Source organism: Actinomadura harenae, from assembly GCF_003696215.1.
Lineage (GTDB): Bacteria > Actinomycetota > Actinomycetes > Streptosporangiales > Streptosporangiaceae > Spirillospora > Spirillospora harenae.
Map to the genome: position 1 here is coordinate 13,481 of NZ_RFFG01000101.1, position 14,657 is coordinate 28,137.

The 14,657-nt window shown below is 70.9% G+C and carries 13 protein-coding genes and 2 pseudogenes; 8 read left to right on the forward strand and 7 right to left on the reverse strand.

What is annotated here, in order from left to right; genetic code table 11:
• Positions 1-23 precede the first annotated feature (23 nt).
• The 7 genes and pseudogenes from rnpA to EBO15_RS35140 all read left to right on the forward strand — a co-directional run bounded on the left by rnpA (position 24) and on the right by EBO15_RS35140 (position 6,017).
• Positions 24-698, forward strand: coding sequence for a ribonuclease P protein component (rnpA, locus tag EBO15_RS47160; protein ID WP_122198796.1), 675 nt, complete (start codon positions 24-26; stop codon positions 696-698).
• Positions 695-1,066: pseudogene (gene yidD, locus EBO15_RS46460) on the forward strand (membrane protein insertion efficiency factor YidD); the annotation flags it as partial. The gene rnpA and the pseudogene yidD, both read left to right, overlap by 4 nt.
• Positions 1,067-1,247: 181 nt before the next feature.
• A complete protein-coding gene (yidC, locus tag EBO15_RS35120; RefSeq protein WP_122198786.1) occupies positions 1,248-2,207 on the forward strand; it encodes a membrane protein insertase YidC in 960 nt (319 codons plus the stop codon).
• 35 nt (positions 2,208-2,242) lie between these two features.
• Entirely contained in the window at positions 2,243-2,728 is a 486-nt protein-coding gene (locus EBO15_RS35125; protein WP_122198787.1) for a Jag family protein, read from the forward strand.
• A 402-nt stretch (positions 2,729-3,130) separates the two neighbouring features.
• The gene (rsmG, locus tag EBO15_RS35130; RefSeq protein WP_122198788.1) at positions 3,131-3,781 is read left to right on the forward strand and encodes a 16S rRNA (guanine(527)-N(7))-methyltransferase RsmG; all 651 of its coding nucleotides are present in this window, start codon (positions 3,131-3,133) and stop codon (positions 3,779-3,781) included.
• Positions 3,782-4,191: 410 nt separating this feature from the next.
• On the forward strand, positions 4,192-5,019 hold the full coding sequence (locus tag EBO15_RS35135) for a ParA family protein (RefSeq protein ID WP_147481799.1): 828 nt from the start codon (positions 4,192-4,194) through the stop codon (positions 5,017-5,019).
• Entirely contained in the window at positions 5,016-6,017 is a 1,002-nt protein-coding gene (locus EBO15_RS35140) for a ParB/RepB/Spo0J family partition protein (RefSeq protein WP_122198789.1), read from the forward strand. The genes EBO15_RS35135 and EBO15_RS35140 overlap by 4 nt, the downstream gene beginning before the upstream one ends.
• Positions 6,018-6,592: 575 nt before the next feature.
• Here the strand turns inward: EBO15_RS35140 and EBO15_RS35145 are convergent.
• The 4 genes from EBO15_RS35145 to trxB form a co-directional block, all read right to left on the reverse strand.
• Positions 6,593-7,558, reverse strand: a complete 966-nt coding sequence (locus EBO15_RS35145) for a D-alanine--D-alanine ligase family protein (RefSeq protein WP_122198798.1) — start codon at positions 7,556-7,558, stop codon at positions 6,593-6,595.
• Between the two features lie 245 nt (positions 7,559-7,803).
• Entirely contained in the window at positions 7,804-9,036 is a 1,233-nt protein-coding gene (locus EBO15_RS35150; RefSeq protein WP_122198799.1) for an aminotransferase-like domain-containing protein, read from the reverse strand.
• Positions 9,037-10,015: 979 nt separating this feature from the next.
• The gene (gene trxA / locus EBO15_RS35155) at positions 10,016-10,330 is read right to left on the reverse strand and encodes a thioredoxin (RefSeq protein WP_122198790.1); all 315 of its coding nucleotides are present in this window, start codon (positions 10,328-10,330) and stop codon (positions 10,016-10,018) included.
• Positions 10,331-10,407: 77 nt separating this feature from the next.
• The gene (gene trxB / locus EBO15_RS35160) at positions 10,408-11,391 is read right to left on the reverse strand and encodes a thioredoxin-disulfide reductase (RefSeq protein ID WP_233616645.1); all 984 of its coding nucleotides are present in this window, start codon (positions 11,389-11,391) and stop codon (positions 10,408-10,410) included.
• Between the two features lie 169 nt (positions 11,392-11,560).
• On the opposite strand from trxB, the gene EBO15_RS35165 reads away from it, so the two are divergent.
• Positions 11,561-12,133: a dienelactone hydrolase family protein gene (locus tag EBO15_RS35165; protein WP_122198792.1), complete on the forward strand. Its 573-nt coding sequence runs from the start codon at positions 11,561-11,563 to the stop codon at positions 12,131-12,133.
• A gap of 207 nt (positions 12,134-12,340) precedes the next feature.
• Here the strand turns inward: EBO15_RS35165 and EBO15_RS35170 are convergent, their stop codons facing one another.
• The 3 genes and pseudogenes from EBO15_RS35170 to EBO15_RS44620 all read right to left on the reverse strand — a co-directional run.
• Positions 12,341-13,132: an anti-sigma factor family protein gene (locus EBO15_RS35170; RefSeq protein WP_122198793.1), complete on the reverse strand. Its 792-nt coding sequence runs from the start codon at positions 13,130-13,132 to the stop codon at positions 12,341-12,343.
• The gene (gene sigM / locus EBO15_RS35175; RefSeq protein WP_122198794.1) at positions 13,129-13,752 is read right to left on the reverse strand and encodes an RNA polymerase sigma factor SigM; all 624 of its coding nucleotides are present in this window, start codon (positions 13,750-13,752) and stop codon (positions 13,129-13,131) included. The genes EBO15_RS35170 and sigM overlap by 4 nt, the downstream gene beginning before the upstream one ends.
• Positions 13,753-13,951: 199 nt before the next feature.
• Positions 13,952-14,657, reverse strand: a pseudogene (locus EBO15_RS44620) (AMP-binding protein); the annotation flags it as partial.

Below are 14,657 nucleotides of genomic sequence, written 5' to 3' on the forward strand. Positions count from 1 at the left end.
CAATGCTGCCGTCCGGACACCGGATGCGGCGGCGGGACGACTTCACCTTGGCCGTCCGGCGCGGGCGACGCGCCGGACGGCCAACTGTCGTCGTGCACCTGCTTCGCAGGGACCCGTCCGCCGCGCCGCTCCCCGCCGAGGCGCGTGCCGATTCGCGGCCCGCGAACGCCGTCGCGCCCCGCGACGAGGAGCGCCGGTCACCCGGACGGGGCGGCCACCCCGCAGGGCCGGGCGACCGGCCCTTGCAGGCGTCCCGCGACACCAGTGGGACGTCTCAAGGGGATGCCGTCCAAGAGGCGATCGCCGGTTCGGCCACAGGCGAACCACAGCCTGTGGAAAACCGTTCCGTCAGCGCTAACGACACGTCCCACTCAGTCGTTTCGACAGGTGTGGACAACGTGTCAGGGAATGGCGCAGGACACCTGAGCCCCCTGGAACCGGGAGTATCCGGACGCGAGGAGCCCGCACTCGTCGGGTTCATCGTGGCCCGGACGGTCGGGAACGCCGTCGTCCGGAACCAGGTGCGGCGCAGGCTGCGTCACCTCGTGCGTGCGCGCCTCGAGCGACTTCCGGAGGGTAGCCTGCTCGTAGTGCGCGCCAATCCCGCAGCGGGGACGGCGCGCGGTGACGAACTGGCCGCGGATCTGGATTCCGCCCTCGACAGGGTGTTGCGGCAGACCACCAAGGGACGGACATGACGAGCGGACCGGCGGGTGCGCAACCCGCGGAGTCCCCGGTCGAACCCGGCCGTACGGACTCCCCGGTCGAACCGGGCGCCGCACCGCGCCCCGGTCCGGTCGCCGCTGTCCTGATCCTCCTCGTCCGCGCCTACCGCCGCTTCTTGAGCCCCCTGCTCGGGCAGCAGTGCAGGTTCCGGCCCAGCTGCAGCACCTACGGCCTGAAGGCCCTCCAGGAGCACGGCGCCCTGCGCGGCTCCTGGCTGACGGTGCGGCGGATCGCCCGGTGCCATCCGTTCAACCCCGGCGGTTACGACCCGGTTCCGCCGCGCCGCGACCGCGCCTCCGCCGTCGTCGCGGACTCCGACGGGCCGTCCGCGGAGGGCGCCACCGAGCGCCCCGCGTCCGGCACGGACGACTCCTCCTCGACCGGCGACGCCGCGTCCACCTCCGGTACCGGCCACGCCGGCCCGGAAACGACCGGCCCGCGCGATAAGGCCGCGGAACCCACGAAGACCTCCGGCCGCGAGCAGAGCGGCCCCGCCCAAGCAGAGCCCAAGGAGCTGCCCGGTGCTTGACTGGTTGTACACGATCGTCTCCCAGCTCATCGTGTGGATTCACTCCGCACTGAGCGTGGTCTTCCCGAAGGACAGCGGGTGGGCCTGGGCAGGCTCGATCATCTTGCTGACCGTCCTGCTCCGGCTGCTGCTGGTTCCGCTGTTCGTCAAGCAGATCCACGCGTCCCGGAAGATGCAGGAGCTCAACCCGAAGGTCCAGGCGCTTCGCAAGAAGTACAAGAACGACAAGCAGCGCCTCAACCAGGAGGTCATGAAGCTCTACCAGGAGAACGGCGCCAACCCGCTGTCGGGCTGCCTGCCGCTCCTGGTGCAGATGCCGGTGTTCATCGGCCTCTTCCAGGTGCTCAAGCGCATCTCGGACGCCCAGCCGGGCCACGGCGTCTTCAAGATGTCGCCGGAGCTGGTGCACAGTGCCCAGAACGCGCCGATCTTCGGGGCGCACATCTCGGACACGTTCCTCAACTCGTGGAGCCACACCCCCAAGGTGTGGAACGCGCTGATCATCACGGGCGCCGCGGTCATCATCTCGTCCTGCACCACGTTCTTCACCGTCCGCGCCAGCATGAAGCGCCAGACGCCGATGGCGGACGAGAGCAACCCGATGATGCAGGCCCAGAAGATGATGGTCTTCCTGGCCCCCGCGTTCGGCCTCTTCGGCCTCGGGTTCCCGCTGGGCGTCCTCATGTACTGGGTGACCTCGAACTCCTGGACGCTCGCCCAGTCGCACTACATCTACAAGCGCTACCAGTCGCCCGAGGCCCTCGAGAAGGCCAAGCAGGACGGCAAGGCCCCCGAGGCATCCGGTGCCAAGGCGAGCGCCGGCGCGAAGGCGAAGAAGGGCGCGGAGGCGGCCGACACGGAGGAGTCCGAGTCCGCCACCACGTCCAAGGTCGTCCGCAACCAGCCGACGCGTAAGCCGCGCAGCAAGCGCAGCGGCTCCCAGAAGCGCTAGTTTTGACCCCGGTCCGTGCCGAAGAAGGAGATCCCGTGAGCCAGACCGACACCACCGAGGTCGACGTCCAGGCGCTCGAGCAGGAAGGCGAGATCGCCGCCGACTACATCGAGGGCCTGCTGGACATCGGTGACTTCGACGGCGACATCGACATGGACGTCGAGGGCGAGCGCGCGGTCGTCGCGGTCGTCGGGGCGTCCCTGGACGAGCTGGTCGGCAAGCGCGGCGAGGTGCTGGAGGCGCTCCAGGAGCTCACCCGGCTCGCCGTCCACCGCCAGACCGGCAACCGCAGCCGGCTGATGCTCGACGTCGGGGGCTACCGCGAGCGCCGCCGCGCCGAGCTGGCCAAGCTGGGCCAGGAGATCTCGGCCGAGGTCAAGCAGTCCGGCGAGGCCAAGCCGCTGGCCCCGATGACCCCGTTCGAGCGCAAGATCGTGCACGACGCCGTCGCCGCCGCCGGACTTCGCAGCGAGTCCGAGGGCGAGGAGCCCGAGCGCTTCGTCGTCGTCCACCCGTCGTAAGCCGTCACGAACCGCCTGTCCAGCCCGTCATCGCACGGGCGGGGCAGGCGGTTTCGTCGTTTCCGGGCCCTTGCGGGCCGGGTGCCTGATCGGTCCTCGTGGGATCTGGGGCAGGGGAGCGGGCCGCGCCTGGATGCCTGGGCACCTCGTCGACTGTGATGGCGTGGACGTCTTGATCTTGGGTGAATGCCCGGTTCGTCCGTCGCGGGTCGCGGTGTGGTCTGGTTGTCCTGCTCACGATGACCGCCTCTTCCCCGTGGATTCGCCCGGTCGTGGGTGCCCGTTGTGGGTGGACGAAGGCGGGCGGAAGGGGGCCAAAAGGGCGCCCGGACGGCGTGTGAGCTGGCGTGGCGCCGCCCGCCTGTGTACGCCGCCGCCGGTTTATGTGGAACGATTCGTCTGGTGGGCATTGCACGTGAGGTATTCGGTGACGCGCTGCCGATCGCGGAACGCTATGCGGAGTTCCTCGCGGACGCGGGAGTGGAGCGCGGGCTGATCGGCCCGCGCGAGGTCGACAGGCTGTGGGACCGGCATCTGATCAACTGCGCGGTGGTCGCCGAGGCCATCCCGGAGAACGCCAGGGTCGTGGACATCGGCACCGGTGCCGGACTGCCGGGAATCGTCCTGGCGATCGTCCGGCCCGACCTGTCGATCACGCTCCTGGAACCGCTGCTCCGCCGGACGAACTTCCTGAACGAGGCGGTCGAGCTGCTCGGCCTCGAGAACGTCGAGGTCCGCCGCGGCCGCGCCGAGGAGGTCGTCAAGGAGTTCTCCATGGACGTGGCGACCGCCCGGGCCGTCGCTCCGCTGGAGCGGCTGGTCCGATGGGCGCTGCCGCTGCTGCGGCCCGGCGGGGAACTGCTCGCGATGAAGGGCGAGCGGGCGGCGGCGGAGATCGAGGAGGCTGCGCCCGTGCTCAAGCGATTCGGTGTGCGGACCACTGAACTACTCCAAGTCGGACAAGGTAAGGTCGAGCCGCCGACAACGCTTGTCCGGGTGGTGGCCGAACGCGAGCCGCGTCCCGCCAAAGGGTCGAAAAAGAGGTCTTCATGAGCACGGGACCGGTATCGGGCCGCTCTGGCAGCCCCGACGAATCCGCTGACGAGCAGGCCGCGCACGGCGTCGGCCTTCCCGGACACGCCGATGCGACGGGCCGCCTGACCGGCCCGTCCGGTCCCGGATCAGAGCAGGCCGGATGGCCTGCCGCGGGCAGCGGCGACGTGGGAGACCAGCCCGAGGTGCCGCGCCCCGCGCAGGAGGCGGGCTCAGCCCCCTCCGGGCACGCCCTGTGGGGGAACACGACGTCCGGAACCGCGGAGACCGTCGGATACGTCCCGACGGGAGGCGGCGCCACGCTGCCCGCCCCACGGCAGGGACACACTCAGGGGGAGTCGGAACTCGTGCGCGAGGCGCTGAAGGACGCCAAGGTTTCACATGAAACCTCCGCGACCGCGCTCAAGGTGATGGCGGGCAGCGGCACCCGGGGGACCGAATGGCCCCGGCCCGGCGGCTGCCGGATCATCTCGGTCGCCAACCAGAAGGGCGGCGTGGGCAAGACGACCACGTCGGTGAACATCGCCGCGTCGCTGGCGATGCACGGCGCCCGTGTCCTGGTGGTGGACCTGGACCCGCAGGGCAACGCCTCGACCGCCCTCGGCATCGACCACCACGCTGACATCCCGTCCATCTACGACGTTCTGATCGAGGACACCCCGCTGGCGGACATCGTCGTCCCGGCGCCGGAGATCCCGAACCTGTACTGCGCCCCGGCCACGCTGAACCTGGCGGGCGCGGAGATCGAGCTCGTCTCCAAGGTCGCCCGCGAGTCCCGGCTGCGCCGCGCGCTGGACGCCTACGACACCGACGGCTTCGACTACGTCCTCATCGACTGCCCGCCGTCGCTCGGGCTGCTCACCGTGAACGCCCTCGTCGGCGGGGACGAGCTGCTGATCCCGATCCAGTGCGAGTACTACGCGCTGGAGGGCCTCGGGCAGCTCGTCCGCACCGTGGACCTCGTGAAGGCGCACCTCAACCCGGACGTGAACATCTCCACGATCGTCCTGACCATGTACGACGCGCGGACGCGCCTCGCCGCGCAGGTCGCCGAGGACGTCCGGACCCACTTCGGGGACGTCGTTCTGAACACGGTGATCCCGCGCAGCGTCCGCGTCTCGGAGGCCCCGAGCTACGGGCAGTCCGTGATCACCTACGATCCCGGCTCCAGCGGGGCGCTCGCCTACAGCGAGGCCGCCTCGGAGATGGCGCACCGCTGGGTGGAGGCCGCCCAGTGAGCAAGCCGCCGCGCGGGCTGGGCCGAGGCCTTGGTGCCCTGATCCCGACCGCCCCGCCGCTCCCGCCCGCCGCCGACCCCGCGTCCGCGGCCGTCCCGACCGCGTCCTCTTACACCGGACGCGACGTCCAGGCGGGGGGTGCGTACCCGGAGGCCCAGGCGGTCGCCGGGGCGCACTTCGCGGAACTCCCGCCGCGCCTGATCCGCCCGAACCCCCGCCAGCCGCGCGAGCACTTCGACGAGGAGGCGCTGCGGGAGCTTTCGGAGTCGATCTCCATCGTCGGGCTGCTGCAGCCGATCGTCGTCCGGCGCATCCATGGCGACGCGGACCACGAGTACGAGCTGATCATGGGGGAGCGCCGCTGGCGCGCCTCTCAGCTGGCCGGGCTGGACGCGATCCCCGCGATCGTCCGGGACACCGGCGACGACGCGATGCTCCGGGACGCCCTCCTGGAGAACCTGCACCGCCAGCAGCTCAACCCGCTGGAGGAGGCGGCCGCCTACCAGCAGCTCCTGGAGGACTTCGGGGCCACCCACGAGCAGCTCGCCAGTCGCATCGGACGGTCCCGTCCGCACATCACCAACACGCTGCGCCTACTGAACCTGCCGCCGAACGTCCAGCGGCGGGTGGCGGCGGGCGTCCTGTCGGCCGGCCACGCCCGGGCCCTGCTGTCCCTGGAGACCGCGGAGGCCCAGGACCGCCTGGCCCAGCGGATCGTCGCTGAGGGGCTCTCCGTCCGCGCCGTCGAGGAGATCATCGCCCTGCGTGAGGCGGACGACGACGAGCCGGCGGAGCCCCGCGCCCGCGGCAAGCGTCCCGTCGCCCCGGCCCTCAAGCACCTGGCCGACCGGCTCTCCGACCGCTACGAGACCCGCGTGCGTGTCGACATGGGGCGGAACAAGGGCAAGATCGTCGTTGAGTTCGCCTCCCTGGAGGATCTCGACCGCATCATCAAGTCCATGGCCCCTGGCGACAAGGGCGTCGAGGACGACGACTGACCCGCCCCACACCACGCCCGCCTCGCACCTCGAGGCGGGCGTTTTCGTTCCCCGCGCCTCCTGACCGAGCCTCCAGGGGAGAACACGCACGCCGCCCACTCGGAGCTCCGGCCCGCCCCGTTTCACGTGAAACTCACCCCCAGCGTCCACCCGACCCCCTCCGAGGGCTAGCTCCCACGCACTTCGCGTTTTGCGCGTCTCCCGTGAGCGGCGGTGGAGTCGAGGTGGCCTTCCTCAGAGCTTTCACCCTGGGGCTGTTCTGAGCCTTCGGGGCTGAGGGTTGCCTTGCCCCCTTAACTTGGGACCCCTGGCGCCTTGCAGCCGAGCAGAACAAGTCGCAGGCGCGGCCCCCCCGTGTCCCAGGGCGTCCGCTGGCCAGGGGCGGGACTTCCGGTGCGTCTGACGTTGCCGATGCCCACGGCATGGCCTCCAAGGCCGCCCGTTCTCGCCTGAGAACGAGCGGGGAGGGAAAGGCCCAGCAGGACTCGCAGGGGAAGTGTGAGTGGGCGCTGAGGCCTCTGGTGCATCTCAGCTCGGGAGCTGAGTGTCGAGTGGAGGGCCGGATGGCCGCTGTTTCACGTGAAACGGCGGCGGAGGAGGGTTTCACAGAGGGGGCCGAGGGAGAGTCCGGCGGCGGCGACGGCGCGGGGCAGGAGGCTGGTCTCGGTCATTCCGGGGGCCACGTTGACTTCGAGGAAGTGGACCTCGCCCTCTGCATCCACGATGAGGTCGGTGCGGGAGAGATCGCGGAGGCCCAGGGCGCGGTGGGCGGTGAGGGCGGCGGCGGTGGCGCGCTCGGCGGCCTCGGGGGAGAGACGGGCCGGCGTAACGAACTCGGTGTCGCCCGCGTCGTAGCGGGCCGTGTAGTCGTAGCGGCCGTTAGGGGTGACGATCTCGACGGCGGGGAGGGCGCGCGGGCCGTTCGGGCCATCGATGACGCTGACGGCCACCTCGGTGCCGTCCACGTAGTGCTCGACGAGGGCGGCGTCTCCGTAGGCGAAGCAGGAGACGAGTGCGGCGGTGAGGTCCTCCGCCTTGTGGACGGCGGACGCGCCGAGCGCCGAGCCGCCACGCGTGGGCTTCACGAAGAGCGGCAGGCCCAGCCGACTGACGATCAGATCGAGGACGGCGGCGGCGCCGAGGTCATGGAAGAGCTCCTTGGGGAGGGCGACCGAGGCGGGGGTGCGGATGCCGGCGTGGGCCACGACGGACTTCGCGGTGGGCTTGTCCCAGGCGACCCGGCAGGCGTCCGGGCGGGCGCCGATGTACGGGATCCCCACGAGCTCGAGGATGTCGCGGATCGCGCCGTCCTCTCCCATGGCGCCGTGCAGGACGGGGAAGACGACGTCCGGCGGGTCCGCGGCGAGGCGGTCCAGGAGGTGGGCGTCGGCGTCCCGGAGCTCGACGGGGATGTCCAGGGCGCGCAGAGCGTCGGCGACACGGCGGCCCGAGCGCAGTGAGACCTCACGCTCGTAGGAGAGTCCTCCGGCGAGTACGACGACGTGAGCGAATTCCACTGCGGTTCCTTCGGTGCGGATCATGCGCGTGCGGGACGGCACCATCATGGGGGCTGCCGCCGTTTCACGTGAAACGAGTCCGTGTGTCGGCGGGTTATCCACAGAACGCACTTCAGCTTTCGCTGCACTCTCCGCCCGGCGAGCATGGAGGGATGCGGAGAACGAGAGCCCCGAAGGTGCTGCCGGGGAGGCTTCCACAGGAAAGGCCGCGCCCTCCGCCTGGGAGGAGGCGGAGGGCGCGGCCGGGGGACCGGGGGAGAGGGGAGAGATCAGACGACTTCGGGGCCAGGCGTGTCCACGCCGGGGGAGCCGCGGTGGCCGACGCCACCGAAGGTGTCGCGGGTGCGTAGCTCGCTCTCGATGACACCGGCCAGGCGGCGGACGCCTTCACGGATGCGGTCCGGCTCGGGGTAGCAGTACGAGATGCGCATGTCGCGGCGACCGCTCCCGTCGGCGTAGAAACCGGTGCCGGGCACGTAGGCGACCCGCTCGGAGATGGCACGTGGAGCCATCGCCTTGGCGTCCAGACCTTCGGGGAGGGTGAGCCAGACGAAGAAGCCACCCGCCGGGCGCGTCCAGGTGCAGCCTTCGGGCATCAGCGTCTCCAGGGCGTCCAGCATGGCGTCGCGACGCTCGCGGTAGAGCAGGCGGAACTCCTTGATCTGCTCCCGCCACGGCTGTGTGGCCAGATACTCCCGGACGGCCAGCTGGGAGAAGCTGGAGTGGCAGAGCACCGCCGACTCGGCCGCGAGGACGAGCTTGGCGCGCACCGCGTGCGGGGCGAGCGCCCAGCCGACCCGCAGGCCGGACGCGATCGTCTTGGAGAACGTCCCGAGGTAGATCACGCGCTCGGACTCGTCGGCGCGCAGCGCTCGCATGGGCTCGCCGTCGAACCCGAGAAGCCCGTAGGGGTTGTCCTCGATGATGAGGATGTCGTGCTCGGCCGCGATCTCCAGAAGGCGCGTGCGCCGGTCGGCGGTCAGCGTCACACCTGCGGGATTCTGGAACGTGGGGACGGTGTAGAGGAACTTGACCGTGCGTCCCTCCCGCCGGAGGCGCCCGAGAGTCTCCTCCAGCGCCTCAGGGACGAGCCCGCCTTCGTCCATGGCGACGTGAACGACGTCCGCTTGGTACGAGGCGAAGGTGCCCAGCGCTCCCACGTAGGACGGGCCTTCCGCGAGGATGACGTCGCCAGGGTTCACGAAGATCCGCGTGACGAGGTCGAGTGCCTGCTGCGCGCCGACCGTGACGATCACGTCGTCCGCGCACGCCTGGATGCCCTCCAGTGCCATGACGTCGCAGATCTGCTCACGCAGTCGCGGGTCCCCCTGCGCGGAGGCGTACTGGAGCGCCTCGGCCCCGTTGCGCGCGATCAGGTCCCCGACCATCCCGCCGAACTCGTCCAGGGGCAGGGCCGACACGTACGGCATCCCTCCGGCGAGCGAGACCACCTCGGGTCGCGAGGCCACCGCGAACAGGGCCCGGATCTCCGAAGGCACCATGCCGGCGGCTCGGTCGGCATAGAGATCGGTGTAGGCATCTGAACGCGAGTGCTGCTCCACGAGCCACCTCCAGGGGATCGGATGTCCCAGCAAACTACGGCATCGATCCCGCCCCGGCCGGGCGAACCCCCCGCATCTCCCACGACCGGATCAGCCCGCACCCCCCAACCGAGCCATGCCCCCACCCCACCCCCAACCCCGTCCAGCTCCCACCCGCAAGCCCCGCCTCCGCCCCGGAACGGGCCCAGCAACCCCACCACCTCGCCGCCCCAGCCCGCAGCCTCCCGAGCAAGCCGCCACGCGCCGACATGCGCGCCCGAGGCGCCCGTCCCCGGCGCCCGTCCCCGGCGCTCGCCCGGGGTGCGTGCCTGGGGCGGGTGCCCGGGGCGCCCCGAGTGCCCGTCCGGGGTAGCCGCCTGCGGCCGCGGTGCGCGCCTGCGGTGCGTGCCCAGGGTGCTTGCCTGCGTCGCTTGTTTGTGGTGCTCCGCGTTCCTGCGGCCTGGAGTGGATCTCGCAGCGGTGATCGTCCGGGAGGTTCGGGCCACCCGTGAACCTTGCCGAGCGCCTGGGCCACGGCCCCGACGGCCGTCTGCTCATCGTCGACGCGGACGACCTCAGCCCCGTTCGACCGGATCGTCGTCGCCTGCTCCATGTGCCACGCCCGTGGTGGCCGTCCAATGTGGTTACCCAGGGGGCAGGTCTGGAGGTTCCGCCTTATGGCCGGGCGTTGTCGCGGTGCGCGGCCGCTGTTGGTGGCCTTGTTGATGGTTGTTGCTTACGGCTGCCTGCTCGGCGCCCGGTCGGGGTGGGTGGGGCTGGGGTGGCGTCTGGGGAGTTGGGCGGGCTGGGAGTCTCCCGTGTGAGGCGGAGGGTGGTTTGGGGTGGCTGTGGGGCTCTGAGTGGCGCGTGGGGGGTGCTGGACGTGCCAGGGCCCCGCATCCCTGGGGGGAAGCGGGGCCCTTTGATGTTGGGGGGCTAGTTAGATGAACTCGGCGAGTTCGCGGAGGAGGGCGGCCTTGGGCTTGGCGCCCATGATCTGCTTCACGACCTCGCCGCCCTTGTAGACGTTCATGGTCGGGATCTGCATGACGCCGTACTCGGCGGGGATCTTCGGGTTCTCGTCGATGTTCATCTTGACGATCTCGATCTTGTCGCCGTGCTCCGCGGAGATCTCCTCCAGGATCGGCGCGACCATGCGGCACGGGCCGCACCACTCGGCCCAGAAGTCGACCAGGACGGGCTTGTCGTTCTGGAGGACGTCGGTGCCGAAGTCCTTGTCGGTCACGGCTTTCATGGGGTCTCCCTAGGTTCTCGTACTGCGGACGGTGCGGCGGCCCCCCGCCACCGCACCGGACGGCGTGCGGGCGCCGGTCAGCCTTCGCCGGCGAGGACGGCCGGGTCGGTCTGCGGGACGGGCGTGGCCTCGCCCTGGTCCTGCAGCCAGTGCTCGGCGTCGATCGCGGCGGAGCAGCCGGTCGCGGCGGCGGTGATCGCCTGCCGGTAGGTGTGGTCGACGACGTCGCCGGAGGCGAACACGCCGGGCAGGTTGGTCTTGGTGGTCGGCGAGTCGACCAGGAGGTAGCCCTCGTCGTCGGTGTCGAGCTGGCCGGTGAACAGGTCGCTGCGCGGGTCGTGGCCGATCGCGATGAACAGGCCGGTGACCGCGAGGTCCTCCTCGGCGCCGGTCTTGACGTTGCGGAGGCGGACGCCGCTCAGCTTGTCCTCGCCGTGCAGCTCGGCGACCTCGCTGTCCCAGACGAAGCGGATCTTCTCGTTGTTGAACGCGCGGTCCTGCATGATGCGGCTGGCGCGCAGCTCGTCGCGGCGGTGCACCACGTAGACGGTGCGGGCGAACTTGGTCAGGAAGATGGCCTCTTCCATGGCCGTGTCGCCGCCGCCGACGACCGCGATGTCCTGGTCGCGGAAGAAGAAGCCGTCGCAGGTGGCGCACCAGGAGACGCCGCGTCCGGACAGCGCGTCCTCGCGGGGGAGGCCCAGCTTGCGGTGCTGCGAGCCGGTCGCGACGATCACCGCGTGCGCGCGGTACACGTCGTCGCCGACCTTGACGATCTTCGGGTCGGACGTGAGGTCGACCTCGGTGACGTCGTCGGTGATCAGCTCGGCGCCGAACCGCTCGGCCTGCTTGCGCATGCCGTCCATGAGGTCGGGGCCCATGATGCCGTCGGGGAAGCCCGGGTAGTTCTCCACGTCGGTGGTGTTCATCAGGGCACCGCCGGCGGTGACCGAGCCTTCGAAGACCAGCGGCTTCAGGTCGCCACGGGCCGCGTAGGTGGCGGCCGTGTAGCCGGCGGGGCCGGACCCGATGATGATGACGTTGCGGACGTCGTCGCTCACTGTCACAGTGCCTTTCTCGATGGCCATCGGTACCGGAGGGGCGGGAACGCCGGGCCGTCTCAGAGATCCCCGGAGCCGTTCCGGACCGCCAGTCGCGTCAACCGATCCTAGGGCCCGGAGATTCCCGCCCGTCCCGGGACGGGGGTGGGCTGGACATAAGCTTGCCCACATGGCGCGGATTCTTCTCCTGCACTCCATGTACGGGCTCCGGCCCGCCGTTCACCGTGCGGCCGACCGGCTGCGCGCGAACGGGCACGAGGTGCACACCCCGGACCTGTACGACGGGCGCGTCCTGGACGACCCGGACGAGGCGATCGAGCTCAAGGAGGAGATCGGCTCGGGCGAGCTCCTCAAGCGCGCGATCGCCGCGGCGGCGCCCCTGTCGGCGGGCGGGATCGTCTACGCGGGCTTCTCTCTGGGCGGCGCGCTCGCGCAGAACCTCGCCTTCGGGGACGAGAACGCGCGGGGGCTGCTCCTGATGCACGGCACGTCCGACATGGCGGACGACGCGTCCGCGCCGGATCTGCCCGTCCAGCTTCACGTCGCGGATCCGGACACCTATGAGCCGGTCGACTGGCAGAACGCGTGGTATCTGCGGATGCGGCGTGCCGGGGCCGACGTCGAGGTCTTCCGTTACCCGGGAGCGGGTCACCTGTTCACCGACTCCGACCTTCCGGACTATGACGCGGAGTCAAGTGAGCGCGCCTGGTCGATCGCCGATGATTTCCTCAAGGGTCTCTGACTATTTCCTGAAAGGAAGCTCTGAGAAGGCGCCTCAAGGGGCTCTCTGAAAGCAGTTCTGGCGAACGACGGTCCCGGACTCGACTTTCGGGCGGCGCTTAGGATGCTTCCTGACGAAGGCCCGAAAGAGATCTCCGCTTCTCCTGACAACTGAAAACGACGGCCGTCCGGGAGCCCGGACGGCCGTCGTCGTTCACGGCGGAGAGGGTCAGCCGGCCACCTGGGTGTGGCTGATCAGTTGCCGATCCTGCGGGGTGCAGTTCGGCCGGACGATCCACACGTCGAAGCGTCCGGCCGAGGGGCCGGGCAGGGCGATGATCGTCGCCGGCGTGCCGTCGTACCGGGCCTGGTCGACCAGCAGGGGCTTGAGGGCCTTGGCGACGGCCGCCACACACTGCTGGACGGACGTGACCGTGGCGCCCTGCTGCACGGCCAGGTGCCGGGCACGGTCACCGACCGCGCGCGCGAGCTGGGTGCCGAGCGACGCCGCGTGGTAGTCCATGCCGCTCGTCACGACCTCGTAGGCTCCGGTCGCCTCCGAGGGCGCGGTGCCGCCGGGGCCGCCGCCGAGCGGGTGATGCGCCTGCCCGGACTGGTCGGTCACCGGGGACGAGACGCTGGCGCTGCCGTCATGCGAGCCGCCGCCGCGCAGAAGGTTCGTGCCGACCGCCGCTCCGCCGCCGAGCACGACCATGGCGGCGGCCGCGGCGGACAGGACCCGCCAGTGCCGCTGTTTGCGCCGCTGCTCCAGGCTCACCACGGTGGCGGTGTGCAGCGACTCGGCGGCCAGGGCGGAGTCGATCCGCTCGGCCAGCTCGGCGGGCATGGACGGGAGGGGCGCCTCCGCCAGGAGCCGGGAGACGTCCACAAGATCGGCGGATCGTTCCCGGCATTCGGCGCAGGTGTCGAGGTGCGCGTTGGCGGAGGCGACCCGGTCGTCTTCGAGCAGTCCTTCGGCGAGGTCGGCCAAGGTGTCGTAGTCGAGGTGCGGGGATTTCATCGGGGTGCGCCACCTCCTTCCACACCTCCGACGTTCCGCGCGTCCCGTCGGTTCCGATGCTGGCGGAGAAGTGGCGCGAGCCTCGCGCGCCCGCGGGCGCATCGCGACTTGATCGTCCCAGGTGGGACCTCCAGGACGGCCGCCGCGTCGTCCACGGAATAACCCATCATGTCGACCAGGACGAGCGCGGCGCGCTGCTCGTAGGGCAGGTGCGTCAGAGCCTGCCGGACGTCCAGGGAGACGCCGTGCGCGTCCGTCGGGTCGGGCATCTTGGGCGCGACGGCGTCGAAGGTCGCGTCGTCCCCCATGGGCGTGGCCGGACGCACCGAGCGGCGGCGGATGCGGTCCAGGCAGGCGTTCACGACGATGCGGTGCAGCCAGGTCGTGACGGCGGCGTCCCCGCGGAAGCGGCCCGCGGCGCGGAACGCCGAGAGGCAGGCGTCCTGGAGCGCGTCGGCGGCCTCGTCCGGGTCGCCGAGGGTGCGCAGGGCCACGGCCCACATGCGGTCACGGTGCCGGTGCACGAGCTCGGCGAAGGCGTGCGGGTCCCCCTGGGCGTGCCGGGCGAGGAGCTCCTTGTCGGGCACCTCGTCCACCCGCGGCGTGCTCACCGACGCCATGACCGCACACCTTCGCTGGTCACCGGACGTCCGGGAGCGGCCGCACCTGCTGAGGAAGACACCACGGATTCCTGGGGGGAGGGGACATACTGCTCACAGGAACGATACCGAGAGACTCCGCCCGACGTCACAACCCGGAAACGCGAGAGCTCGATCGCCACCCCATCGTTACCGGTGCCGACCGTGCCCGCCCGCCGCGTCAACCGGCGGAACCGAGGACCGTGACCGCGCTCAGCTTCGCCTTGAAACCGTCCGGAACCGGGGTGGTGAACCAGACGCAGACGTACTGGCCGGTCGCCGCCTTGTCCGTCTTGATCGTGAACGTGCCGCCTGACGAGGACGCCTTTCCGACGATGTGGAGGGCGCCGAGGTCCTTGGAGTCGCCGACGCGGAGCTCCATCGGCGCGCCCGAGACGCCCAGCGTGTTCACGCGGACGCTGTCGACCTTGACCGGGTGGCCCATGTCGAAGACGACCCCGATGCCCTTGAGCAGGTTGCCGAAGTTCTCCCCGCGGTAGGTGGCGCTCTGCCAGTAGTCGCTGTGGCTGCCGCCGCCGCTGACCAGGAGGTCGAGCTTCTTGTCGAACTGGCTGTCGCGGCTGCTGCCGTCCTCGAGCGGGAAGGCGCTCACCGGCTTCAGCGTGGTCGCGGCGGGCGCGGACGGCGCGGACGAGTGCTGTCCGGTGCCGCCGCCCTGCTTGGCTGCGCCCTTGTCGGATCCGTCGTCGCCGGACAGCGCCCACGCGCCGAGCCCGACGACGATCGTCAGGGCGGCCGCGGCGATGCCGATCAGGCCGCGGTTGGCGGGCTTGCGGGGGGCGCCGTGCCGGGTGGCCCGTCCGACCGGGGCGGTCGGCTGGACCGGCGGCGGGCCCGCCGGGGCGCGGTGCGGCTGAGCGGCCGGA

Coding starts and splice junctions, on each gene's coding strand:
- rnpA (WP_122198796.1), top strand. CDS start 24: ATGCGGCGGCGGGACGACTTCACCTTGGCCGTCCGGCGCGGGCGACGC.
- sigM (WP_122198794.1), bottom strand. CDS start 13,752: ATGGCGTCGGTGAGCACGCCGCGGGTGGACGAGGTGCCCGACAAGGAG.
- EBO15_RS35150 (WP_122198799.1), bottom strand. CDS start 9,036: ATGGTGCCTTCGGAGATCCGGGCCCTGTTCGCGGTGGCCTCGCGACCC.
- EBO15_RS35145 (WP_122198798.1), bottom strand. CDS start 7,558: ATGATCCGCACCGAAGGAACCGCAGTGGAATTCGCTCACGTCGTCGTA.
- EBO15_RS35165 (WP_122198792.1), top strand. CDS start 11,561: ATGGCGCGGATTCTTCTCCTGCACTCCATGTACGGGCTCCGGCCCGCC.
- trxA (WP_122198790.1), bottom strand. CDS start 10,330: ATGAAAGCCGTGACCGACAAGGACTTCGGCACCGACGTCCTCCAGAAC.
- EBO15_RS35135 (WP_147481799.1), top strand. CDS start 4,192: ATGGCGGGCAGCGGCACCCGGGGGACCGAATGGCCCCGGCCCGGCGGC.
- EBO15_RS35170 (WP_122198793.1), bottom strand. CDS start 13,132: ATGAAATCCCCGCACCTCGACTACGACACCTTGGCCGACCTCGCCGAA.